14 protein-coding genes are annotated in these 22,474 nt (G+C 72.3%); 9 read left to right on the top strand and 5 right to left on the bottom strand.

What is annotated here, in order from left to right:
• Positions 1-12 precede the first annotated feature (12 nt).
• Positions 13-1,362 carry an MFS transporter gene (locus ACQKQD_RS20855; RefSeq protein WP_427509443.1) on the top strand — a complete coding sequence of 450 codons (1,350 nt, stop codon included), beginning with the start codon at positions 13-15 and terminating at the stop codon, positions 1,360-1,362.
• Between the two features lie 51 nt (positions 1,363-1,413).
• Here the strand turns inward: ACQKQD_RS20855 and ACQKQD_RS20850 are convergent, their stop codons facing one another.
• Together ACQKQD_RS20850 and ACQKQD_RS20845 are read right to left on the bottom strand one after the other, a co-directional pair.
• Positions 1,414-2,124 (bottom strand): DUF1013 domain-containing protein, encoded by a 711-nt coding sequence (locus tag ACQKQD_RS20850; RefSeq protein WP_020093323.1) that lies wholly within the window; start codon positions 2,122-2,124, stop codon positions 1,414-1,416.
• A gap of 455 nt (positions 2,125-2,579) precedes the next feature.
• Positions 2,580-3,254 carry a TetR/AcrR family transcriptional regulator gene (locus tag ACQKQD_RS20845; protein WP_091926397.1) on the bottom strand — a complete coding sequence of 225 codons (675 nt, stop codon included), beginning with the start codon at positions 3,252-3,254 and terminating at the stop codon, positions 2,580-2,582.
• 78 nt (positions 3,255-3,332) lie between these two features.
• Between ACQKQD_RS20845 and ACQKQD_RS20840 the strand changes: the two genes are divergently transcribed.
• Together ACQKQD_RS20840 and ACQKQD_RS20835 are read left to right on the top strand one after the other, a co-directional pair.
• Positions 3,333-4,571, top strand: a complete 1,239-nt coding sequence (locus ACQKQD_RS20840) for an HlyD family secretion protein (RefSeq protein WP_427509442.1) — start codon at positions 3,333-3,335, stop codon at positions 4,569-4,571.
• 11 nt (positions 4,572-4,582) lie between these two features.
• Positions 4,583-6,175, top strand: coding sequence for a DHA2 family efflux MFS transporter permease subunit (locus ACQKQD_RS20835; protein WP_427509441.1), 1,593 nt, complete (start codon positions 4,583-4,585; stop codon positions 6,173-6,175).
• A gap of 12 nt (positions 6,176-6,187) precedes the next feature.
• On the opposite strand, the gene ACQKQD_RS20830 is transcribed toward ACQKQD_RS20835, so the two are convergent.
• The gene (locus ACQKQD_RS20830; RefSeq protein WP_020093327.1) at positions 6,188-7,228 is read right to left on the bottom strand and encodes an ABC transporter substrate-binding protein; all 1,041 of its coding nucleotides are present in this window, start codon (positions 7,226-7,228) and stop codon (positions 6,188-6,190) included.
• A gap of 176 nt (positions 7,229-7,404) precedes the next feature.
• Between ACQKQD_RS20830 and ACQKQD_RS20825 the strand changes: the two genes are divergently transcribed.
• A complete protein-coding gene (locus tag ACQKQD_RS20825) occupies positions 7,405-9,081 on the top strand; it encodes a cache domain-containing protein (protein WP_020093328.1) in 1,677 nt (558 codons plus the stop codon).
• A 57-nt stretch (positions 9,082-9,138) separates the two neighbouring features.
• On the opposite strand, the gene ACQKQD_RS20820 is transcribed toward ACQKQD_RS20825, so the two are convergent.
• A complete protein-coding gene (locus ACQKQD_RS20820) occupies positions 9,139-9,765 on the bottom strand; it encodes a TetR/AcrR family transcriptional regulator (RefSeq protein WP_103985026.1) in 627 nt (208 codons plus the stop codon).
• 105 nt (positions 9,766-9,870) lie between these two features.
• Between ACQKQD_RS20820 and ACQKQD_RS20815 the strand changes: the two genes are divergently transcribed.
• A complete protein-coding gene (locus ACQKQD_RS20815) occupies positions 9,871-10,545 on the top strand; it encodes a PspA/IM30 family protein (protein WP_056523139.1) in 675 nt (224 codons plus the stop codon).
• 48 nt (positions 10,546-10,593) lie between these two features.
• On the top strand, positions 10,594-10,869 hold the full coding sequence (locus ACQKQD_RS20810; protein ID WP_020093331.1) for a YiaA/YiaB family inner membrane protein: 276 nt from the start codon (positions 10,594-10,596) through the stop codon (positions 10,867-10,869).
• Between the two features lie 90 nt (positions 10,870-10,959).
• Here ACQKQD_RS20810 and ACQKQD_RS20805 read toward each other — a convergent pair whose 3' ends face one another.
• Positions 10,960-11,490, bottom strand: a complete 531-nt coding sequence (locus ACQKQD_RS20805; RefSeq protein WP_419545403.1) for a hypothetical protein — start codon at positions 11,488-11,490, stop codon at positions 10,960-10,962.
• A 624-nt stretch (positions 11,491-12,114) separates the two neighbouring features.
• Here ACQKQD_RS20805 and treZ point away from each other — a divergent pair.
• The 3 genes from treZ to ACQKQD_RS20790 all read left to right on the top strand — a co-directional run bounded on the left by treZ (position 12,115) and on the right by ACQKQD_RS20790 (position 22,431).
• The gene (gene treZ, locus ACQKQD_RS20800) at positions 12,115-13,920 is read left to right on the top strand and encodes a malto-oligosyltrehalose trehalohydrolase (RefSeq protein WP_091926396.1); all 1,806 of its coding nucleotides are present in this window, start codon (positions 12,115-12,117) and stop codon (positions 13,918-13,920) included.
• Positions 13,917-18,818, top strand: a complete 4,902-nt coding sequence (locus ACQKQD_RS20795) for a malto-oligosyltrehalose synthase (protein ID WP_427509440.1) — start codon at positions 13,917-13,919, stop codon at positions 18,816-18,818. The genes treZ and ACQKQD_RS20795 overlap by 4 nt, the downstream gene beginning before the upstream one ends.
• 217 nt (positions 18,819-19,035) lie before the next feature.
• Complete coding sequence (locus tag ACQKQD_RS20790) at positions 19,036-22,431, top strand: maltotransferase domain-containing protein (RefSeq protein ID WP_427509439.1); 3,396 nt, start codon at positions 19,036-19,038, stop codon at positions 22,429-22,431.
• The last annotated feature ends 43 nt before the right edge of the window (positions 22,432-22,474 follow it).

Raw genomic sequence — 22,474 nt, 5'->3', positions numbered from 1 at the left:
GAGGAGCGGACGATGGACGCGGGCGACGTGGGCATGCGCGAGGCGGCCGGCGCACCGTGGCACGCGGGTCTCACCCGGCGCCACTGGCGGATCCTGTGGGGCAGCTATCTCGGCTGGATCTTCGACGGCTACGAGGCGGTGGCCCTGGTCTACGCCCTGCGCCCGGCGCTGGCCTCGATCCTCACCCCCGAGCAGGCCCAGGCGCCGGCCTTCTACGTGGGCCTCGCCATCGGCATCACCCTGCTCGGCTGGGGGATCGGCGGCCTGATGGGCGGGATCGCGGCCGACTATATCGGCCGCAAGCGCATGATGATGGTGTCGATCCTGGGCTACGCGCTGTTCACGGGGCTCACCGCCTTCGCGGAGAGCTTCACGCAGCTCGCCGTCCTGCGCTTCATCACCGGGCTCGCCATCGGCTCGGAATGGTCCACCGGCATCGCCCTCGTGGCCGAGACCTGGCCGAACCGGGCCCGCCCGAAGGGCTGCGGCTTCCTGCAATCGGGCTTCGGCGGCGGCGCGGTGCTCGCCGCCATCGTGTGGGCCGTGCTCGCCGCCACCGAGCCCCTGGGCGCGGAATCCTGGCGGATCCTGTTCGCGCTGGGCGCGCTGCCGGCCTTCGTGTGCCTGTACCTGCGCCGGGCGCTGGAGGAATCCGAGCAGTGGATGCGGGCGCTCAAGGCGCAGCGCTGGGCGGCCACCGCGGAGGACGCGGACCGGGCCCCGCGGAGCGCGCGGCGCCCGTTCTCCCTGACGGAGATCTTCCGCGAGCCCGAGAGCCGGCGGCGGGTCCTCCTCGCCACGCTCCTGTCCTTCGCCACCACGGTGGGCTGGTGGGCGGTCTCGTCCTGGCTGCCGGCCTACACGGAGGGGCTCGCCAAGGCCGCGGGCGCGCCGGCCAATGTCTGGGGCCCGCGCATGGGCATCGTCTACAATATCGGGGCGATCACCGCCTACGTGATCTCGGGCTTCGTGGCCGACGCGATCGGGCGCCGCGCCTTCCTGCTCGTGACCTATGGCGGCTGCATCGCCACGTCGCTCGCCTGCTACCTCTGGACCGGCGGGCTCGTGCCGTTCATGGCGCTCGCCTTCCTGAACGGGTTCTTCACCCTGGGCTTCGCCTTCTCGTGGATGGCGATCTACCTCGCGGAGCTGTTCACCCCGGCGGTCCGGGCGACGGCGTCGAGCGCGGTCTTCAACGGCGCGCGGCTGATCGCCTGGATCTTCCCGATCCTGGCCGGGCAGATCGTGACCGCCTTCGGGGGCGTCGCCGCGGCGGCGCTGACCCTGTCGAGCGTCTACGTGATCGGCCTCGTGGTGCCGTGGTTCATGCCGGAGACGCGGGGCCGACCGCTGCCGGAATAGGCCGGTCCGGCCCCCGCTCGGTCGGAGCGGGGGCCGGTCCTAGTCCTGGTCCTAGTCCTCGTCGTCCTCGTCCTGGTGCCGGCCCTTGAGCTTGGCGAAGACCGAATCGGCGTCGAGCCGCTCCTCGCGGCCGCCATGATCGTCCTCGTGGTCCCGCTCGTCGGCGTCGCGGGCCGTGGAGACCTCGGTCGGCAGCAGCGAGGCGCCGGACTCGGCCGCCACCGCGGCCGGGCGGTCGGCCGCCGCGCGCTGGACCTCGAAATCGAGGTTGATCTGGGTGGTCAGGCCGAGGGTGACCGGGTCCATCGGCTGGAGCGAGCCCGAGTTCCAGTGGGTGCGCTCGCGGATCTGCTGGATCGTCGACTTGGTGGTGCCCACGAGCCGGATGATCTGCGAATCCTTCAGCTCGGGGTGGTTGCGCAGCAGCCACAGGATGGCGTTCGGCCGGTCCTGGCGGCGGGAGAGGGGGGTGTAGCGCGGGCCCTTGGTGGTGCGCTTCACCTCCGGCAGCTTCACCTTCGAGACGGCGGGCTTGAGCTTGTAGTGCGGCGCCTTCTGGGCCTTCTCGATCTCGTCGCGGGTGAGCTGGCCGGTGGAGACCGGGTCGAGCCCCTTGATGCCGGCCGCGACCTCGCCGTCGGCGATGCCCTTCACCTCCAGCGGGTGCAGCTTGCAGAAATCGGCGATCTGCTCGAAGGCGAGCGAGGTGTTCTCGACCAGCCAGACGGCGGTCGCCTTCGGCATCAGCGGACCCTGGGACATGCTTCTCGTGCTCCGGCCTGGCGGGACGGGGGCCGGGCATCGGGCCGCGGGCTCCGGATGACCGATCCGGATGTCCCGTCTCACGCTGTCGAATGGGGATGACGCACTATAGGCCCGGGCGGGGAGGGGCGCAATCGCGGGCTCGAGGCGCCGACGCGGATTCTCCGGGGCCCGGGAATAATGGCTAAGCTCGTGCCGTGAGCCTGACCGACCCACCCGCGAAGGCCGCGCACGGCCGGTCGCGGCCGGGAGTACAGAGGATGGTCATCTCTCTGGCATGGTCCAGAAAAGCGAATGGCGAGTGGCGAGTGGAGATTGACGCTCCGCCTCGCCATTCCTCTCTGGCCTCGGCAACACCTGAAACGGTGAATGCCAGGGACCGGCGGTAGCCGCCGTCGGTCCCACTCCCGAAGATAACGCAGCCCTTGCGGCGCAACAACGTTCCGGTCCGCCCCTCAGCGCGGGCGCACCCCGTCGAGGAACAGCCGCACCGCCGCCTGCCGCCGCCGCTCCTGCGCCTCCGGGTCGGTGGCGATGCCGTAGAGAGTCGCCTGGGACGACCGGCCGAGGACGAGGCTGAGGAACAGGTCGGCCGCGATCTCCGGATCCGCCACGGCGATCCGCCCGCGCCGCGCGAAGGCGTCGAGCAGCTGCGCCACCGCGCGCACGCCGCGCAGCCAGCCCTCCTCGTGGGCGAGGCGGGCGAGCTCGGGAAACTGCAGCGCCTGGGCCACGAGGTTGCGCTTGAGCATCGCCGCGCCCGGCGACTGCCCGTGGGCCAGCAGGGTGCGGCTGAGATCCTCCAGGGCGGTCTCGACGTCGTCGCTCCCGCCCTGCGCGGCCTGGGCCTCGGCCGCGGCGGAGAGCGGCGCCAGCCACGCGGCGATCCGCTCGCGCAGGACCGCCTCGAACAGGGCCCGCTTGTCGCGGTAGCGCGCGTAGACCGTCGGCTTGCTCATCCCGGCGGCCTCGGCCACCGCGTCGATGGAGGTGGCGTCGAAGCCGCGCTCCAGGAACAGGGTCGTGGCGACGGCGATCAGGTGCGCCTCGCGCCGGGCCGCCTCCGCGCGGGTCGGCCGGCCGCCGCGCCGCGGTCCCGCCTCCGCCCGCTCGATCTCCGTGACCGTCACCCCGCGATCCTCCTTGCTCACCACCGCCGTTCGTCCTATTAAAACGATACCGTACCGTTTTGATTCTGGCCAGACCCGATGGACGCACGTCGCAGCGACAGCTTCAAGAGCGCCGACCCGGTCGCGGGTGCGCCGGTCACCGCCCCGACCACCGCGGCTGTCACGCCCCCGGTCTCCGCGCCGGTCCCGGCCACCGTCTCCGCACCGGCGCCGCGCCGCCGCCGCGCGCGGATCGTGCTGCCCCTCCTCGGCCTGCTCGCGCTGGGCGGGGTCGGGACCTACGGCTGGCACTGGTGGAGTGTCGGGCGCTTCCTCGAGGTGACCGACGACGCCTATCTCCAGTCCGACAAGGTCACGGTGGCGCCGCGCATCGCCGGCACCGTCGCGGCGGTGCTGGTCGGCGACAACCAGCCGGTGAAGGCCGGGGACGTCATCGCCCGCCTGGACGACCGGTCCTACCGGGTCCAGCTCAGGCAGGCCGAGGCCGAGGTCGAGAAGGACCGGGCGCAGATCCTGGGCGTCGCCTCGGCGATCGTCCAGCAGCGGGCGCAGGTCGCCTCGTCGCGGGCCGACCTCGCCAACGCCGAGGCCGCCCTCACCTTCGCGCAGCAGGAATACACCCGCTACCAGAACCTGCTGCAGACCGGGTCCGGCACGGTGCAGCGCCAGCAGCAGGCGGAGTCCGACCTGCGCCAGCGCCACGCCGCCCGCGACAAGGCCGCCGCCTCCCTGGACGCCGCGCAGAAGCAGATCGACAGCCTGCAGGCGCTCGAGGCCAGCACCCGCGCGAGCCTTGAGGGCGCGCAGGCCAAGGTCGAGGGGGTGAGGCTCGACCTGAGCTACACCACCATCGTGGCGCCGATCGACGGCGTGGCCGGCGACCGGGCGCTGCGGATCGGGCAGGTCGTCTCGGCCGGCACCGGGCTCCTGACCCTCGTGCCGATGGGCCGCGACATCTACCTCCTGGCGAACTTCAAGGAGACCCAGACCGGCCGCATGGTCGAGGGCCAGCGCGTCACCTTCACGGTCGACGCCTTCGGCGACCACGCGTTCCGGGGCCGGATCGAGAGCTTCTCCCCGGGCACCGGCTCGCAATTCGCGCTGCTGCCGCCGGAGAACGCCACCGGCAACTTCACCAAGGTGGTGCAGCGCGTGCCGGTGCGCGTCGCCCTCGACCCGTCGGATCCGCTCATCGCCCGCCTGCGCCCGGGCCTGTCGGTGGAGGCCACGGTCCACACCCAGGATCCGGTCGAGCCGGTGCGGCCCGCCCGGCCGAGGCCCGCTCCGGCCCTCGTCAGCGAGGCCCTGCCCCGATGAGTCCGGCCCCGATGAGTCCGGCCCCGACGAGCCCCGTGCCGGCCGTGGCCGTGCCCGAGGCGAAGGCGAGCGCCCGGGACTGGCTCGCCGTGTTCGGCGCGATCCTCGGCGCCTTCACGGCGATCCTCGACATCCAGATCACCAACGCGTCGCTCGCCGACATCCAGGGGGCGCTCGGCGCCTCCACCGAGGAGGGCAGCTGGATCTCCACCGCCTACCTGATGGCCGAGATCATCGTGATCCCGCTCACCGGCTGGCTGTCCTCGGTGATCGGCCTGCGCCGCTACCTCGCGGTGAACACCATGCTGTTCACCGCCTTCTCGCTGGCCTGCGCGCTGTCGACGACCTTGGGCCAGATGATCCTGTTCCGGGCCGGCCAGGGCTTCACCGGCGGCGTGCTGATCCCCACCGCCATCGTGATCGTGCGCACCCGGCTCTCGAAGGCGCAGCAGCCCATCGGCATCGCGCTGTTCGGGCTGACCGCGACCTTCGCGCCCGCGATCGGCCCGACGGTCGGCGGCTGGCTCACCGACAACCTGTCGTGGCACTACATCTTCTACCTGAACCTGATCTTCGGACCCGTGGCGGCGGCGATCCAGCTCGGCGCCTTCGACAGCGTGCCGGCGCGCTGGGGCGAGCTGCTCAAGGGCGACTGGATCGGCATCGGCCTGATGGCGATCGGCCTGCCGGCCCTGACCTACGTGCTGGAGGAGGGCCAGCGCAAGGACTGGTTCGGCTCGCAGGTCATCGTGAACATGTCGCTGCTGGCGGTGGCCGGCATCGCCGGCTTCATCGTCCGCGAGCTCACGACCGAGCGCCCGTTCATCAACCTGCGGGTCCTGGCCAACCGCTCGGTCGGCGGCGCCTGCGTGCTGATGACCGTGCTGGGCGCGGTCTCGTTCGGGTCGATCTACATCATCCCGGTCTACTGCGCGCAGATCCAGGGCTACAACGCCCAGCAGATCGGCTACGTGGTGATGTGGTCGGGCCTGCCGCAGCTCGTCCTCTTCCCGATGATGCCGCTGCTGATGCGGACCTTCGACGCCCGGGTGCTGGTGGTCACCGGCACGCTGTTCTTCATCGCGAGCTGCTGGATCAACGTCGGCCTGACCCACGATGTCGGCGCCGACCAGCTGATCCTGCCGCAGCTGATGCGGGCCATCGGCCAGCCGCTCTTCACCATCCCGCTGTCGCAGCTCTCCACCGTCGGCCTCGCCCCGCGCGACACCGCGGACGCCTCCGCCCTGTCGAACATGATGCGCAACCTCGGCGGCTCGATCGGTATCGCCATGCTGTCGACGATGATCGACCGGCGGGAGCACTTCCACTTCTCGATGCTGGCCGAGGCGATCACCGTCAACGCCACCCGCACCCAGGACCGGCTCGCGGCGCTCGCCGCCGGGATGCACGCCCGCATCGCCGACCCGCTGGCCGCCAAGGGCGTCGCGCTGGGCCAGCTCGCCGCCCAGGTCCGCCGCGAGGCCTACGTGATGGCCTACGCGGACGGGTTCTGGCTGGTGGGCGTGAGCCTCGTGGCGAGCCTCGCCGTGGTGGCCATCCTCAAGAAGCCGCAGCGCGCCGCCGGGCTCGTGGAGGCGCACTGAGCGGCCGGGGTCCTACCGCCCCGGCAGGTTGTGGACGATCGGGAAGAACGTGTCCTTCCAGTCCTTGGGCTCGGTCTTGATGGTCTTCATCGCGTAGAAGTGCCGGGCCTGGAGCATGATGCCGTAGGGCGTGGTGGAGAAGTTCGTCCCGGGCTCCTTCATGATCTCGACCAGGGTCTCGGGGGGCGTCTTCTCGTTGGTGGCCGCGACATAGTCCTTGGCGGCCTTCAGCGGATCCCGGGCGATCTCGGCATTGGCCTCGTCGATGGCGGCCACGATGGCGGCGGCGAGCTTCGGGTTGCGGTTGTACCAGCCGGTCCGGGCGTAGAAGATCGCGTTGCTCACCGGCTCGCCGACCATCTCGTAGGAATTGAGCACCTTGTGGATCGCCGGGTCCTGCAGCTCGCGCTGCTGGAACGGCGGCAGCGAGAAGTGGCTGTTGACCTCGTTGTGCGGGCTCGCCAGCGCCGCCACGGCGTCGGGATGGCCGAGCTGGACGGTGAGCGGGTCGAGCTTGGTGGCGTTCTCGGGCCCGAACGCCTTCTTGGCGGCGATCTGCAGCAGCACAGCCTGGGACGAGACCTTCACGGAGGGCAGGGCGATCTTGTCCTTGGACGAGAAGTCCTTGAGTTCCTTCACGTCCGGATTGCGGGTGAGCAGCATCATCGGCGTGGTGCCGACCCCGCACAGGCCCTTCACGTCGCCCTTGGTGCGGTCGTTGAGCAGCAGCATGTTGGTCGAGCCGCTGTCGACGATGTCGATGTTGCCCGAGAGCAGCGCGTCGTTGCCGGCGGCGCCGCTCGTCAGGTTGACCCACTCCACCGTGACGTCCCCGAGGCCCGCGGCCTTGGCGTGCTTCTCGATCAGCTTGTGCTGCTCGGCCAGCACCGCGGGCAGGTAGACGAAGCCCGGCTGCCGGCTGATCCGGACCTTGGCATCGTCGGCCCGGGCGGGGGTGGCGAGCGCCAGCCCGGCCAGCAGGAGGACCGATCCCGCCCGCAGGAGCCGACGGCGGCCCGGCAGCAGCGAGCCCGTCCGAGACGTACGCACCATGACGCTTCTCCCTGTGGCCCGGCGCGATCCTGAGCGGCGCCGGGCTTTCGTTGGACGGGGAGTGGACAGGCTCGGGCCGGCGCGCGCAAGGCCGTCTTCACGCTCCGCTAACGCAGAAGCTGCAAAATATCGCAGGTTGAAATCATCTTCTTGCAATCATCATCGCGGGGGCGCGGGTGAAGATCGGGCTCGGAGCGAAGCTCCACACCATCACGGCCACCGCGCTGGTCGGCATCGTCGCGGTCTCGGGCATCGGGCTCGTCAGCCTGAAATCCCAGGTCGAGCAGGACCGGATGGCCAAGACGCGGAACCTCACGGACGTCGCCTACGGGGTCGCGGCCTATTTCGAGGGCGAGGAGCGGGCCGGGCGCCTGTCCCGGGCGGACGCGCAAGGCGCCGCGATCCGGGCCCTCAAGGCCCTGCGCTACGACGACAAGGAGTACTTCTGGGTCAACGACATGCAGCCCCGCATGGTCGCCCACCCGATCAAGCCCGAGCTGGAGGGCAAGGATCTCGCCGCCGTGCAGGATCCCACCGGCAAGCGCCTGTTCGTCGACTTCGTCGAGACGGTGAAGCGGCAGGGGCAGGGCTTCGTCGACTATTACTGGCCGAAGCCCGGCGCCGACGCCCCCGTGCCGAAGCTCTCCTACGTGCGCGGCTTCGCCCCCTGGGGCTGGGTGATCGGCACCGGCATCTACGCCGACGACACCGCGGCGATCCTGCGGGACGCGGCCTGGAAGGCGGCGGCCGGCATGCTCGTGGTGGTGGCGCTGATCGGCCTGCTCGCGGCGCTGATCGGCCGGCGGCTGACGCGGCCGCTGCGCGCGCTGAACGGCGCCATGCACCGCCTCGCGGCCGGCGAGACCGCCGTGCCGGTGCCGGCACGGGAGCGCCGGGACGAGATCGGCGCCATGGCGGGCGCCGTGCAGGTGTTCAAGGACGCGCTGATCGCCAAGGCCGAGACCGACGCCCGCGCCGCCGCCAGCGCCGACGGGGATGCCCGGCGGGCCGCCGCCCTCGACCGGCTGACCCGGTCCTTCGAGACCCGGGCCGGGACCCTGAGCCGCGGCCTCGCGACGGCGGCCGCCGACCTCGAGGCGACGGCGCGGACGCTGACCGTCACGGCCGCCCACACCACCGAGCGCACCGGCGCGGTGGCCGCGCAGGCGGCCGGCACCTCCGCCGACGTCCAGACCGCCGCGGCGGCCACCGAGGAGATGTCGGCCTCGGTCCAGGAGATCGCCGGGCAGGTGAACCGCGCCTCGGAGATCGCCGGGCAGGCCGCGATCAGCACCCGCCAGGGCGAGGCGACCGTGCGGGCGCTCGCCGCCGGCACCGAGAAGATCGGCGACGTGGTCGGCCTGATCGCCTCGATCGCCGGCCAGACCAACCTGCTGGCGCTCAACGCCACGATCGAGGCGGCCCGCGCGGGCGCGGCCGGGCGCGGCTTCGCGGTCGTCGCCTCCGAGGTGAAGGCGCTGGCCGAGCAGACCGCCAAGGCGACCGAGGAGATCTCCGGCCAGATCGGCCGGATCCAGGGTGAGACCCGGGACGCGGTCGCGGCGATCGGCGCGGTCGGCCGGACCATCGAGGAGATGCGCGGCATCGCGGTCGGGGTCGCGGCCGCCATGGAGGAGCAGAACGCCGCCATCCAGGAGATCGTCCGCGGCGTGGCGAGCGCCGCCACCGGGGCGCAGGGCGTGTCCGAGAACGTCGTCGACCTGCGCCGCGGCGCCGACGAGACCGGCAGCGCCTCCGAGCAGGTGCTGGCGGCCGCACGCGACCTCACCCGCGGCTCGGACGAGCTCGACCACGCCGTGAAGGCCTTCCTGGCCGAGGTCCAGGCTGCCTGAGGGCGCGGCCTGAGGGTGGCCTGAGGGGCGGGGCCCCCGCGGGCGGGCGGGCGGCGCTCAGCCCGCGGAGAAGCCCCGGACCGCGGCCCGCACCAGCGCGTCGATCATCGGCCGCACGTCGCTGACCCCGAGGGGACCCAGGCTGCCGAGATCGGCGAGATAGGTCATGCCGTGGACGCTGGACCACAGCGCCCGCGCCATCACGGGGATCGCCGCCTCGCCGAGGCGGCCACCGTCGCGCAGCACCCCCTCCAGGATCCCGAACAGGGCCGCGATGTCGGCCTGCACCGAGTCCGGCGCCGCCACCGTGCGCCGCTCGAAGATCGCCGCCCAGGCGGCGTGGTGCTCGGCCGCGAAGGCGAGATACGCGTCGGCCAGGCACAGGAGCCGCGCCTCCGTCTCCCGCGACGGACAGGCCGCTAGCGCCCCCACGAGGGTGTCCCGGAGCCGGCGCATGGTGACGGCGTTCGCCTCCAGGCGCAGCACTTCCAGGCTGTCGAACTGCGTGTAGACCGAGCCGACCGCCGTGCCGGCCCGCTCCGCGACGCCGCGGGCGGTCAGCGCCGCCGCGCCGCCCGCGTTCAGGATCGCCACCGCGGCCGCAATCAGGGCCTGGCGATCGGCCGCCCGATCGCCGGGCTCCTTCCGCGGCCGCCCCCTCACTTTTTTATGAACCTCGTTCATTTTATCCCTTGCGGCCCGGCACGTCCCGTGTTTACTTGTTTCATGAACGACGTTCAATCAAATCCGGACGCGGTCCGGCCCGTCGTTCCCGCGAGGTGAACCGTGATGAGGACCCTCTCCTTCCTGATGCGCGGCGTGATCGCCGACAACGCCCAGGCGATCCACGACGCCCATGCCGTGACGATCCTGCGCCAGCAGATCCGGGACGCCGCCGGCGCCCTGGCGACCGCCCGACGGGAACTCGCCGTCGCCATGGCCTACCACGCCGCCGAGGCGCGCGCCCTCGACGCCATCGGCACCCGCATCGACACCCTGTCGGACGGGGCGCGGCGGGCGCTCAGCGACGGGCGCGAGGATCTCGGGACCGAGGCGGCGATCCACATCGCCGCCCTGGAGGACGAGCGGGCCGACCGCCGGGCCGCCGCCGAGCGCTTCGCCGCGGAGGTCGAGCGGCTGAAGCGCCTGGTCGCGCAGGGCGGCGAGCGCCTGCGGGACCTCGACCGCGGGCTCCAGACCGCCCGCACCACCGAGGCGCTGCGGCGGGCCGGACTGGAGGGCCGCCGGGTCACGACCCTGTCGGCGGGGGCGCTCGGGGAGGCCGAGCGGACGCTGGCGCGCCTGCGCGAGCGGCAGGCGGCCGAGGCGGACGTCGCCGCCGCGCTGACCGCGCTCGAGGCCGAGGCCGCGGGCGGGATCGAGGCCGATCTCGAGGCGGCGGGCTACGGCCGCCCCCGCACCGACCCGCGGGCCGTGCTCGACCGCCTCAGGGCCGGCGCCTGACCGGCGCCGCACCGCTTCCCCTTCGATCATTCCTCAGGAGACCGCACCATGACACCGCAGATGCCCCATACCGGCGCCTGGAAGACCTTCACGCTGGTCAGCTTCGCCGTCGCCGCCGCCATGTTGACGTTCGGCATCTTCTTCCTGCCCGCCGACATCTGGATCAAGGGCTACCTCGCCATGGCGTCGCTGTTCCTCACGGGCACGACCTTCACCCTGGCCAAGACCCTGCGCGACGAACACGAGGCGAAGCGGCTGATCAACAAGATCGAGGATGCCGCCACGGAGCGCGTCCTGCGCGAGGTGGTGCCGGGCCGGCTCTGAGGCCCGGCAGGCCCGCGCCCCGACCCGGGCGGCGCGCGTCCGGGGTCGGGGAGGCGGCGCGCGGCGGAGCGCGGCACCTCCCCGGATCGCTCACGCCGCGGCGTCCAGGAACCCGGCCACGACCCGGGCGAATTCCGGGGTCCGCAGGTAGCCGTAGGATTTGTGCCGGTTCTCGGCGCCGTCCGGCCTCCGGTAGGCGTTGATCACCGGTACGTCCCGCACCCGCACCCCGGCGGCGTTCGGCGCGTAGAGGGCCGCGAGGTCGTCGCCCACCGTGGCGATGTCCTGGCGATCCATCAGGTTGGTCCAGGCGGCGAGCGCCGCAGGCACCCGGAGGTCGCCGTGCTCGTCGGCGAGCTTCAGCTTCAATTCGGCGAGCCCGAGGGGCGCGCCGAGGGTGACGAGGTCGCAGCGGGGCATCGGCGTCCCGTCCGCCTCGGCGGCGCGCAGCACGTCGTAGGCGATCAGGCCGCCCATCGAGTGCGCGGCGATCAGCACGCGGTCCGCCGCGGCCGCCGCCAGGGCGTCGCGCAGGCGCGCCCGCGCCGCCGCCCGGAAGTCCGCGTCCTCGTAGTAGCCCCAGAGGTCGTCGAGGCGGTATTCCAGGATCAGGTCGTCCACCGGCGTCAGACCGGCGGCCTCCTGCAGGTGCGACAGGCCGCGGTAGATCCGGTCGGTGAGGGTCGGCTCGGCGCGCTCCGGCTCCCCCGCCGGGGAGGGGAACGGCCCGAGGCCGTGATCGGGGCGGTAGGGCTCGCGGTTGCGGTCGCCCGCGAGCGGCTGCGGGTAGCGCAGGTCGGCCCAGTAGACGAAGGTGAAGGGCAGGTCGGGCTCCGCGACCCGGAGCCCGAGATTGCGGTCGAGCCCCTCGCGGATCGCGGCGCGCCACCAGGCGGCCTTCTCGTCCCGGGGCGGCTTGTTGGCGAGCCCGTGGATGCCGATGATGTGCGTCCGACCCAGTGTCCGCTCCCAGACCGAAGAGAGTGCCGGCCGGGCAAGATAGGGCCGCCCCGCGCGGACGGAACTGCGGCTTAGTTTCCGCGCGGCCCGCCGTCACGCCGCTACCCTCCGCCGTCACCTGGCCGTCACCTCGCCGTCACGCCCGCCGATACCCCATTGCCACGCGGCCGCTCCGCCATAGCTGCGCTGCGGGAACCGGATCGGGCCCGGGGCCTTCTCCCACGACAGATGATCCTGCCGCGCTTGCGTCCCGGTCGCGCGGCCAATGACGAGGACGGTGGCCCGATGCGGCGCGCCCACAGCATGGATTTCGGGGCCGAGATGGTCGGGGGCGGCGTCCGCTTCGCCCTCTGGGCGCCCACCGCCCGGAGCGTCGACCTCGTCGTCGACGGCGTCGACCACCCGCTGCCCGAATCCGGCGGCGGCTGGCGCCGCACGGCCCTGCCGGGGGTGAAGCCCGGCGCCCGCTACGGCTTCCGCGTCGACGGCGACCTCGTCGTGCCCGATCCCGCCTCCCGCTTCCAGCCGGACGACGTCTCGGGCCTCAGCGAGGTGATCGACCCGCGGAGCTTCGAGTGGTCCGACGCGGGCTGGACCGGGCGGCCCTTCGAGGAGGCGGTGATCTACGAGTGCCATGTCGGCACCGCGACGCCGGAGGGCACCTATGCCGGCCTGCAGGCCCGGCTGGCCGACCTCAAGGCGCTCGGCGTCACCGCCCTCGAGCTGCTGCCGCTCGCCGACTTCAAGGGCTCGCGCAACTGGGGCTACGACGGCGTCCAGCCCTACGCGCCGGACGGCGCCTACGGTCGACCGGACGACCTCAAGCGCCTGATCGACGCCGCCCACGGGCTCGGCCTGATGGTCTATCTCGACGCGGTCTACAACCACTTCGGGCCGGCCGGGAACTACCTCCACGCCTATGCCGGGACGTTCTTCACCGAGCGCCACCAGACCCCCTGGGGCGCGGGCATCAACTTCGACGGCAAGGAGAGCGGCGCCACGGTGCGGCAGTTCTTCATCCAGAACGCCCTGTACTGGCTGGAGGAGTACCATTTCGACGGCCTGCGCTTCGACGCCGTCCACGCCATCCTCGACGATTCGCCCCGCCACTTCCTGGCCGAGCTCGGCGAGACGGTCCGGAGGATCTTCCCGAACCGGCAGATCCACCTGATGCTGGAGAACGAGGCCAACCAGGCCCGCTGGCTGGAGCGCGACGCCGCCGGGCGCCCGAAGATGCACGACGCCCAGTGGGCCGACGACCTGCACCATTGCTGGCACGTCCTGCTCACCGGCGAGGACGCCGGCTACTATAAAAGCTTTGCCGACAAACCGGTCGCCCACCTGGCCCGCTGCCTCGCCGAGGGCTTCGCCTACCAGGGCGAGCCCTTCCCGACGCTCGACAACCACCCGCGCGGCGAACCCTCCGGGCACCTGCCGCCCTCCGCCTTCGTGACCTTCCTGCAGAACCACGATCAGGTCGGCAACCGGGCGCTCGGCGAGCGGCTCAACCACCTCGCGGATCCCAAGAAACTCGACCTCGCCCGGGCCGGGCTCCTCCTGGCGCCGCAGATCCCGATGCTCTGGATGGGCGAGGAATGGTCGGCCTCCGCGCCGTTCCTGTTCTTCGTCGACTTCGCGCCCGACGCGGAGCTGAACAAGGCGGTGCGCGACGGGCGCCGCCGGGAGTTCAAGAGCTTCGCGGCCTTCGCGGACGACACCTCCAAGATCCCGGACCCGACCGAGGCCGAGACCTTCGCGGCCTCGAAGCTCGACTGGTCCGAGCGGGAGCGCTCGCCCCACCGCGAGGTGCTGGCCGAGACGACGCGGCTCCTGGGGCTGCGCCGCGACGTGGTCGTGCCCCTGGCGAAGTCCGGCTACGACGGCGCCGCCGCCGCGATGCCGCGCCCGGACGTGGTCGACTGCACGTGGCGCTTCGGCGCCGGCACCCTGCGCTTCGTCGCCAATGTCGGGACCGAACCCTTCGCGCTGGATCCGGGCGGTGCCCGGCCGGTCTGGACCAACGCCCCGGACGGGGCCGGACGCGATCTCCCGTCCTGGACGGGCGTGTTCCTGACGGAGTCCCGCGCGTGAGCCGCCTCGAGACACTCGCCGACCTCGTCGGCGTCGCCCCCGGCTACACCGACGCCTTCGGCCAGCCCGTCGAGACGTCGCTGGAGGTGCGCCGCGGCCTGCTGGCGGCCCTCGGCTTCGCGGTGGAGGACGAGGCGGCGATCGCCGCGAGCCTCGCGGAGGTCGAGCGCCTGCGCCGCGGCCTGATCCCGCCGCTCCTGCCGGTGGAGGCCCGCCGGGCCGCCCGGGTGCCGGTGCGCCCGCAGGACGGCGCGCCCCACACCCTGGTCTGGCGCCTCGTCGACGAGCGCGGCACGGCCCGCGAGGGCCGGGCCAACCCGCAGGGGTCGGAGCCCGGCTTCGAGCTGCCGCCGCTGACGCCCGGCTATCACCGCCTCACCGTCCAGGCCGGGCAGACCCGCGCCGAGGCCTGGGTGATCGCCGCGCCCCAGCGCTGCTGGCGCCCGCGCCCCTACACGGAGGAGGGCGCCTCCGACTGGGGCATGGCCGCCCAGCTCTACGGCCTGCGCTCGGCCACCAATATCGGCATCGGCACCTACGCGGATGCCGGCGAGGCCGCCCGCGAGGCCGCCCTGCGCGGGGCGGCGTTCTTGGGGCTCAGCCCGGTCCACGCCCTGTTCGGCTCCGACCGGACCAAGATCTCGCCCTACTCGCCGTCCTCGCGGCTGTTCCTGGAGACCCTGTTCATCGCCCCGCGCAGCCTGCCGGGGCTCGCGGGCTCCCGGGCCGAGGCGCTGCTCGCCGAGCGCGCGGACGCGATCACGGCTCTGCGCGAGGCCGCCCTCGTCGACCACCAGGGCGTCCACGACGTGCTCGACCCGGTGCTCCGGGCGCTCTGGGCCGAGTCGCCGGCCCGGGCCGGCACCGACGCGGGCTTCGAGCAGTTCCGCCAGGAGGGCGGGGAGGATCTCGAAGCGCACGCCCTGTTCGAGGCGCTGTCCGAGCATTTCCGGGGGCAGGGGGCGCACTGGCTGGGCGACTGGCCGGAGGCGTATCGCCGCGCCGGCACGGAGGCGGTCCGAGCCTTCGCGGCGGGGAACGCGGACCTCGTCGGCTACCACGCGTGGCTGCAGTACCTCGCCGACCGGCAGCTTGCCGAGGCCTCCGCGGCGGCGCTCGGGGCCGGCATGCGGGTCGGGCTCTACCGCGACCTCGCGGTCGGCGCCGACCGGGGCGGCTCCGAGATCTGGTCGCATCCCGAGCGCTTCGCCGACAAGGTGTCGATCGGCGCGCCGCCGGACCTGCTCGCACCGAAGGGCCAGAACTGGGGCCTGCCGGCCTTCGATCCGCTGGCGATGGAGCGCGACGGGCTCGCGGCCTTCCGGGCCCTGGTCCAGGCCAACATGCGCCACGCCGGCGCGATCCGGATCGACCACGCCTTCCAGCTCGCCCGCCTGTTCCTGATCCCGCTGGGGGCGGGGGCCCAGGCCGGAGCCTACGTGGCCATGCCGTTCGAGCCGATGCTGGCGGTGCTGCGGCTGGAGAGCCACCGCAACAAGTGCCTCGTCATCGCGGAGGATCTCGGCACGGCGCCGGAAGGCTTCTCCGACGCGCTGATGCGGGCCGGGGTGCTGAGCTACCGGATCCTCGCCTTCGAGCGCGAGGCCGACGGACGCTTCAAGCCGCCCTCGGCCTACCCGCGGGACGCGCTCACCGCCATCACCACCCACGACCTGCCGACCTTCGTCGGCTGGTGGCGCGGGGTCGACACCGACACCCGCCAGTCGCTCGGCCTCTACGATCAGGAGCGGGCCGAGGTCGAGCGGGGCGAGCGCGTCGTCGAGCGCCGCCGCCTCGCCGAGGCGCTGGCGGCCGAGCAGCTGCTGCCCTCCGCCGAGCCGCCGGATTCCGCGCCCTTCGAGGCCGCCGCCCGCTACCTCGCCCGCGCGCCCGCGATGCTCACCGCCGTCCAGTACGAGGACGTGGTCTCGGAACTCGCCCAGGCCAACGTGCCCGGCTCGACCGAGGGCTACCCGAACTGGCGGCGCAAGCTCGACCGGGATCTCGTGGACATCGCCGCCCCCGGCGGGCCGCTGGCGAAGCTCGCGGCGTCCCTCTCGGCCGAGGCGCGGGGCCCGCGCTCGGGCGCCGCGCGGCTCGCCGCGCCGCCGCCGCGCGCGACCTACCGGCTGCAGTTCCACAAGGACTTCACCTTCGCGGATGCGGGCCGGATCGTCCCCTACCTGCACCGGCTCGGGATCAGCCACGTCTACGCCTCGCCGCTCCAGAAGGCGCGGCCCGGCTCGACCCACGGCTACGACATCGTCGATCACGGCGCGATCAACCCGGAGCTCGGCGGCGAGGAGGGCTTCATCGCGCTCTCCGAGACGCTCCACGCCCACGGGATCAAGCTCCTGCTCGACATCGTCCCGAACCACATGGGCGTCGGCGGCTCCGACAATCCGTGGTGGCTCTCGGTGCTCGAATGGGGCTCCCTGTCGCCCTTCGCCGACGCCTTCGACATCGACTGGCAGCGGCTCGGGGCCGGGCGCAACCTCGTGATCCCGTTCCTCGGCGACCGCTACGGTGAGGCCCTGGAGAAGGGCACGCTAGAATTGAAGTTCGACCCCGAGAAGGGCGCCTTCAGCGTCTGGCACTACGAGCACCAGCTGCCGATCCGCCCCTTGAGCTACCCGACCATCCTCAACCGGGTGATCGCCGCGATCGGGGCGGTGGACGACGACACCACCGCGGAACTGCTCGCCATCTCCGAGCGGCTGCGGGCGATGTCGATCGATACCGACGAGACCCGCCGCAAAGGCTTCCCCGAGGAGGCCGAGGGGCTGAAGCGCCGGCTCGCCGAGATCTACGGCGTGTCGCCGCTGATCCAGGAGGCCACCGCCAGCACGCTCGCGCTGCTCAACGGCTTCAAAGGCCGCCCGGACAGTTTCGGGCCGCTGCACCGGCTGCTGGAGGCCCAGGCCTACCGGCTGGCCCACTGGCGGGTGGCGTCGAGCGACATCAACTACCGCCGCTTCTTCGACGTGAACTCGCTCGCCGGCCTGCGGGTCGAGCTGTCCGACATCTTCCACCGCTCGCACGAGACCGTGTTCCGGCACGTCCGCGAGGGCCGGATCGACGGCCTGCGCATCGACCATATCGACGGCCTCGCCGACCCCCTGGGCTACGCAAGGGCGCTCCAGGCGGCTGTCGGACCGGGCTTCTACGTCGTCGTCGAGAAGATCCTGGAGCCGGGCGAGCGGCTGCGGCCCTGGCCGGTGGCCGGGACCACGGGCTACGACGTGCTCAACCAGCTCGACGGGATCCTGGTCGACAAGAGCCGGCGCGGGAAAATCGAGCGGCTCTACACCTGGGCCACGGGGTTCGACGAGCCCTACGGCTTCCAGCTCCGCGCCGCCAAGGCCGAGATCCTCGAGATCAGCTTCGCGAGCGAGCTGGAGGTGCTGACCACCGACCTCAAGGAGGTCGCCGACGCCGACCGGCGCACCCGCGACTTCACCGTCAACGCGCTCCGCCGGGCGCTGATCGAGATCATCGCGCGCTTCCCGACCTACCGGAGCTACCTGCCGTCGGATCTGGAGGAGGGCGAGGTCGAGCCCGAGGATGTCCGCCTGATCGAGGGCGCCGTCGCCAAGGCCAAGCGCTGGTCGAGCCTGCCGGACCGCTCGGTCCACGACTTCGCCGCCGACGTCCTGCTCGGTCGGGTCGAGACGGCGGGCCCCGGCCGGCCGGACCCGCGGGTGGTGCTGCGCTTCCGCCGCCGGTTCCAGCAGCTCACCGGCCCGGTCATGGCCAAGAGCCTGGAGGACACGCTGTTCTACCGCTACGCCTGTCTCCTCGGCCTCAACGAGGTCGGCGGCGATCCGGGCGAGTACGGGATCGACGCGGAGCACTTCCACGATCTGCAGATCGCCCGCGCCCGGGACTGGCCGAGCGCCATGATCACCACCGCGACCCACGACACCAAGCGGGGCGAGGATGCCCGCACGCGGCTGCTCGCCCTCTCGGAGATCCCCGAGGAATGGGCCAAGGCCTGGGACTTGTGGCAGCGGGTCGCCGGCCCGCACCTCGCCCGGATCGACGGCGAGCCGGCCCCGGACGCCAACGACCAGTGGATGTTCTTCCAGGCGATCCTGGGCGCCTGGCCGCTGGAGCTTCTGGAGCGGGACGAGGCCGGGGCGATCGCGGATTTCCGGGACCGGCTGATCGCCTACGGCGAGAAGGCCATGCGGGAGGGCAAGCGCCGGTCGAGCTGGGTCAACGTCGACGAGGTCTACGAGGGCGCGGTCAAGCGGCTGTTCACGGCGCTGATCGCCCCGGGCTCGGATTTCCTGAGCGCGCTCCGGCCCTTCGCCCGACGGCTCGCCCATCTCGGCATGCTGGCGAGCCTCGGCCGGACGGTCCTGAAATGCACCCTGCCGGGCCTGCCCGACACCTACCAGGGCACGGAGATCTGGGATTTCTCCTTCGTCGATCCCGACAACCGCCGCCCGGTGGATTACCCGGCCCTGGAGCGGATGCTGGAGGAGGGCGGGGCGCCCGCGGAGCTGCTGGGCCACTGGCCGGACGGGCGGGTCAAGCAGGCGACGCTGACGCGGCTCCTCGCCGAGCGGGCCGAGCGCCCGGACTTCTACGCCAGCGCCGCCTACGAGCCCGTCGCGGCCACCGGCGCCCGGGCCGACCACGTCATCGCCTACCGGCGGACCGACCCCGTCCAAGAGGGCGGCGACCTGTTCGTGGCGGTGCCGCGGCTGGTGGCGGGCTTCGTCGGGGAAGCCGTCTGGTCGGGCGAGGCCTTTGCCGGCACCCGGGTCGATCTCGGGGCGGGGACGCGCTGGCGGGACCTCGCCTCGGGGCGGGTGGTGGAGGGGGAGGGGGCCGATCTCGGCGCTCTCCTGCGCGACCTCCCCTACGCGGTGCTGCGGCGGGAACCGTGACCGCGCCGTCATCGCGAGCGGAGCGAGGCGACCCAGGGCAGCGCGACCTGGATCAGCGTGGCGCCGCTCGCAGAGACGGCGGCGGTCCGGGCGCGTCTTCCGGTGGCCCCGCCGCAGCCCTGTCACGCGACTCTGCTGAGACACGTCGGACCGGATCGCGCGGCACAGCCCGGCGGTTCGGGCGTTACGACACTGGGAACGGGAGCCGAGAGGCAGCATGAACGCACCGACCAAAGCCGCTGCGACGTCCGGGGCCGCGGCCGTCCTGCCGGCCGCGCTGGCCCCCCGGGCCGAGGGGCCGCGGATCTACAACCTGTTCCCGCTCCTGGTCGGGCGCATCTCGGACTGGACGGCCGAGTTGCCGCGGATCGCCGCCCTCGGCTTCGACTGGGTCTACCTCAACCCGTTCCACCAGACCGGCGGCTCGCGGAGCCTCTACGCGGTCGCCGATCCCGAGCGCCTGGACGAGCGCTTCCGCGACCCCGACGGCACGCCCGACGACGAGCAGATCCGCCGCTTCTGCACCGCCGCCGCGGCTCTGGGCCTGTCGGTGATGACCGACCTCGTGATCAACCACACCGCCGACAACGCCCGGCTCGCCACCGAGCGGCCCGACCTGTTCATGAAGGAGCCCGACGGCTCGATCATGCACCCGGCCGCCGTCGACCCGGACGACCCGTCGATCCGCACCGTCTGGGGCGACTTGGCCGAGCTCGACTACCACACCCCCTCCGCCCGGGACGAACTCACCCGGATCTGGGGCGCCTACGTGGCGCATCTCCAGGGCCTCGGCGTGAAGGGCTTCCGGTGCGACGCCGCCTACAAGGTGCCGCCGGAGACCTGGCGGGTGCTGATCGGGCAGGCCAAGAGCCAAGACCCCGCCTGCCTGTTCGCCGCCGAGACCTTGGGCTGCACCTTCGAGGAGGCCCGGGCCACGGCCGGCGCCGGCTTCGACTATCTGTTCAACTCCTTCGCGTGGTGGGACCTGAGGAAGCCCTGGGCGCTCGAGCAGTACGAGCGCCTGCGGGTGCTGGCCCCCTCGATCGCCTTCCCCGAGAACCACGACATGACGCGGCTCGCCACCGAGATCGGCGGCGGCCCGGAGGCGGTGGCGGCGCACCTGCGCACCCGCTACGCGCTCGCGGCCTTCTTCTCGGCCGGCGTGCTCATGCCGATCGGCTACGAGTGGGGCTACCGGCGGGCGCTGCACGTGGTCGAGACCACCCCGCGCGACCGCGAGAACGAGACCGGCATCGACATCTCCGGCTCCATTCGGGCGATCAACGCCCTGCGGGCGGAGCTGCCGGCCGCCAATGTCGAGGGCGCGCAGATCCGGATCTCGGCCCCCGACAGCGATCTGGTGGCGCTCGCCCGCTTCGACACCGGCCACCCGGCCTCGGCGCAGCACGGGCTGATCGTGCTCTACAACCCGACCGACCGGCCGGTGCCGGTCGAGGCCGGCGCGCTCGTCGCCCGCACCGGCGGGATGCTCGGCGCCTTCGTCGACCGGACCCCGGAGGCCGAGCCGATCGCGTTCCATCCCGGCAGCGCCATCGACCTGATGCCGGGCGAGTTGCGCATCCTCGCGGCCAGCGCCCAGGAGGTCGCCCGCCAGCCGGCGCGCGGCACCCCGGACGGGGAGGGAAGGGTGGTGATCGAGGCGGTCAGCCCCGAGATCGACGGCGGTCGCTCGGCGGTGAAGCGGATCGTCGGCGAGTCCCTGCGGGTCGAGGCCGACATCTTCTCCGACGGCCACGAGATCATCGACGCCGCGATCCTGTCGCGGGTCGCCGGCACCGAGGCGTCTGGAGGCGAGACTTGGCGCGAGGACCCGATGGTCTTCGTCGACAACGACCGCTGGGCCGGGCACTTCCCTCTGGAGCGGAACGCCCGCTACGAGTTCACCCTGATCGCGTGGCGCGACGCGTTCTCGTCCTGGGTGCGCGACACCCTGAAGAAGCGCGCCGCCGGCGTCGACGTGCGGCTCGAGACGATCGAGGGCGTGGCGCTCGTCGGGACCGCGGCCTCGCTCGCCCGGACCCGCGGCGGCCGCGACGCCGAGCGCCTCGCCGCGCTGGTGGCGGCGCTCGCCGCCGAGGAGACCGGCTCGGCGGCCCAGCTCGACCGGATCCTTCAGCCCGACGCGGCGAGCCTCGTGCGCCGGAACGCCGAGCGGGTGAACCTGACCCGCTATCCGGTGACCCTGCCGGTGATCGCCGACCGCCTCGCGGCCCGGTTCTCCGCCTGGTACGAGATCTTCCCGCGCTCCCAGTCGATGGACGTGAACCGCCACGGCACCTTCGACGACGTGATCCGGCGCCTGCCCGAGATCCGCGAGCTCGGCTTCGACGTTCTCTACTTCACGCCGATCCACCCCGTGGGTCGGACCAACCGCAAGGGGAAGAACAACACCCTCAAGGCCGAGCCCGGCGATGTCGGCTCGGTCTACGCGGTGGGCGCCGAGGAGGGCGGCCACGAGGCCGTGCATCCCGACCTCGGCACGCTCGCGGATTTCGAGCGGCTGGTCGCGGCGAGCCACGCCTACGGGATGGAGATCGCCCTTGACTTCGCGATCCAGTGCTCGCCCGACCATCCCTGGATCAAGAACCACCCGGAATGGTTCGAGTGGCGCCCCGACGGCACGCTCAAATTCGCCGAGAACCCGCCGAAGAAGTACGAGGACATCTCGAATGTCCACTTCTACGGGGGCGCCCTGCCCTCGCTCTGGATCGAGCTGCGCGACATCCTGCTCGGCTGGTGCGCGCGCGGCGTGCGCATCTTCCGGGTCGACAACCCGCACACCAAGCCGATCCCGTTCTGGGAATGGGTGATCGGCGAGGTCAACGGCCGCTACCCGGACGCGATCTTCCTCGCCGAGGCCTTCACCCGGCCGAAGATGATGAAGAAGCTCGCCAAGGCCGGCTACCAGCAGAGCTACACCTACTTCACGTGGCGCAACACCAAGCAGGAGCTCACCGACTACGCCCTGGAGCTGGCCGGCGAGATGGGCGAGTACTACCGCCCGAACTTCTTCGCCAACACCCCCGACATCAACCCGTACTTCCTCCAGACCAGCGGGCGCGCGGGCTTCGTGATCCGCGGCACGCTCGCCGCGACCCTGTCGTCGGTCTACGGCATCTACAACGGCTTCGAGCTGTGCGAGGCCGCGCCGTACCCGGGCAAGGAGGAGTATCTCAACTCCGAGAAATACGAGCTCAAGGCCTGGGACTACGACCGGCCGGGCAACATCCGCGAGCACATCGTCAAGCTAAACAAGATCCGGCGCGAGAATCCCGCTCTCTGGGATTTCCGCAACGTGACCTTCACGGGCGCCTGGAACGACAACATCATCGCCTACGCCAAGGCGACGCCGGAGCGCGACAACTGCGTCTTCACCATGGTCAACCTCGACCCGAAGAACCGCCAGGAATGCACCTACGAGGTGCCGCTCTGGCTGTTCGGCCTGCCCGACGACGGCGCCGTCGAGGTCGAGGACCTGCTGCAGGGCTACACGTTCGAGTTGCGCGGCAAGACCCACCGCATCGCCCTCGATCCGGCCGAGCGATCCTGCGTGATCTGGCGCCTCCGGACGCCGCGGCGGGTTGCGGGCTGAGGCCGCGCGTGGCACTCGGCCATGGCCCTTGAATGCGGCGGCG

Origin of the sequence: Methylobacterium sp. NPDC080182 (assembly GCF_050281105.1) — a bacterium.
Lineage (GTDB): Bacteria > Pseudomonadota > Alphaproteobacteria > Rhizobiales > Beijerinckiaceae > Methylobacterium.
This window is presented reverse-complemented; position numbering and strand designations above follow the sequence as displayed.

What these genes read in the sequence shown, in the direction of transcription:
- ACQKQD_RS20855 (WP_427509443.1), top strand. Translation starts at nt 13, where the DNA reads ATGGACGCGGGCGACGTGGGCATGCGCGAGGCGGCCGGCGCACCGTGG.
- ACQKQD_RS20850 (WP_020093323.1), bottom strand. Translation starts at nt 2,124, where the DNA reads ATGTCCCAGGGTCCGCTGATGCCGAAGGCGACCGCCGTCTGGCTGGTC.
- ACQKQD_RS20840 (WP_427509442.1), top strand. Translation starts at nt 3,333, where the DNA reads ATGGACGCACGTCGCAGCGACAGCTTCAAGAGCGCCGACCCGGTCGCG.
- ACQKQD_RS20835 (WP_427509441.1), top strand. Translation starts at nt 4,583, where the DNA reads ATGAGTCCGGCCCCGACGAGCCCCGTGCCGGCCGTGGCCGTGCCCGAG.
- ACQKQD_RS20830 (WP_020093327.1), bottom strand. Translation starts at nt 7,228, where the DNA reads ATGGTGCGTACGTCTCGGACGGGCTCGCTGCTGCCGGGCCGCCGTCGG.
- ACQKQD_RS20820 (WP_103985026.1), bottom strand. Translation starts at nt 9,765, where the DNA reads ATGAACGAGGTTCATAAAAAAGTGAGGGGGCGGCCGCGGAAGGAGCCC.
- ACQKQD_RS20815 (WP_056523139.1), top strand. Translation starts at nt 9,871, where the DNA reads ATGAGGACCCTCTCCTTCCTGATGCGCGGCGTGATCGCCGACAACGCC.
- ACQKQD_RS20810 (WP_020093331.1), top strand. Translation starts at nt 10,594, where the DNA reads ATGACACCGCAGATGCCCCATACCGGCGCCTGGAAGACCTTCACGCTG.
- treZ (WP_091926396.1), top strand. Translation starts at nt 12,115, where the DNA reads ATGCGGCGCGCCCACAGCATGGATTTCGGGGCCGAGATGGTCGGGGGC.
- ACQKQD_RS20790 (WP_427509439.1), top strand. Translation starts at nt 19,036, where the DNA reads ATGAACGCACCGACCAAAGCCGCTGCGACGTCCGGGGCCGCGGCCGTC.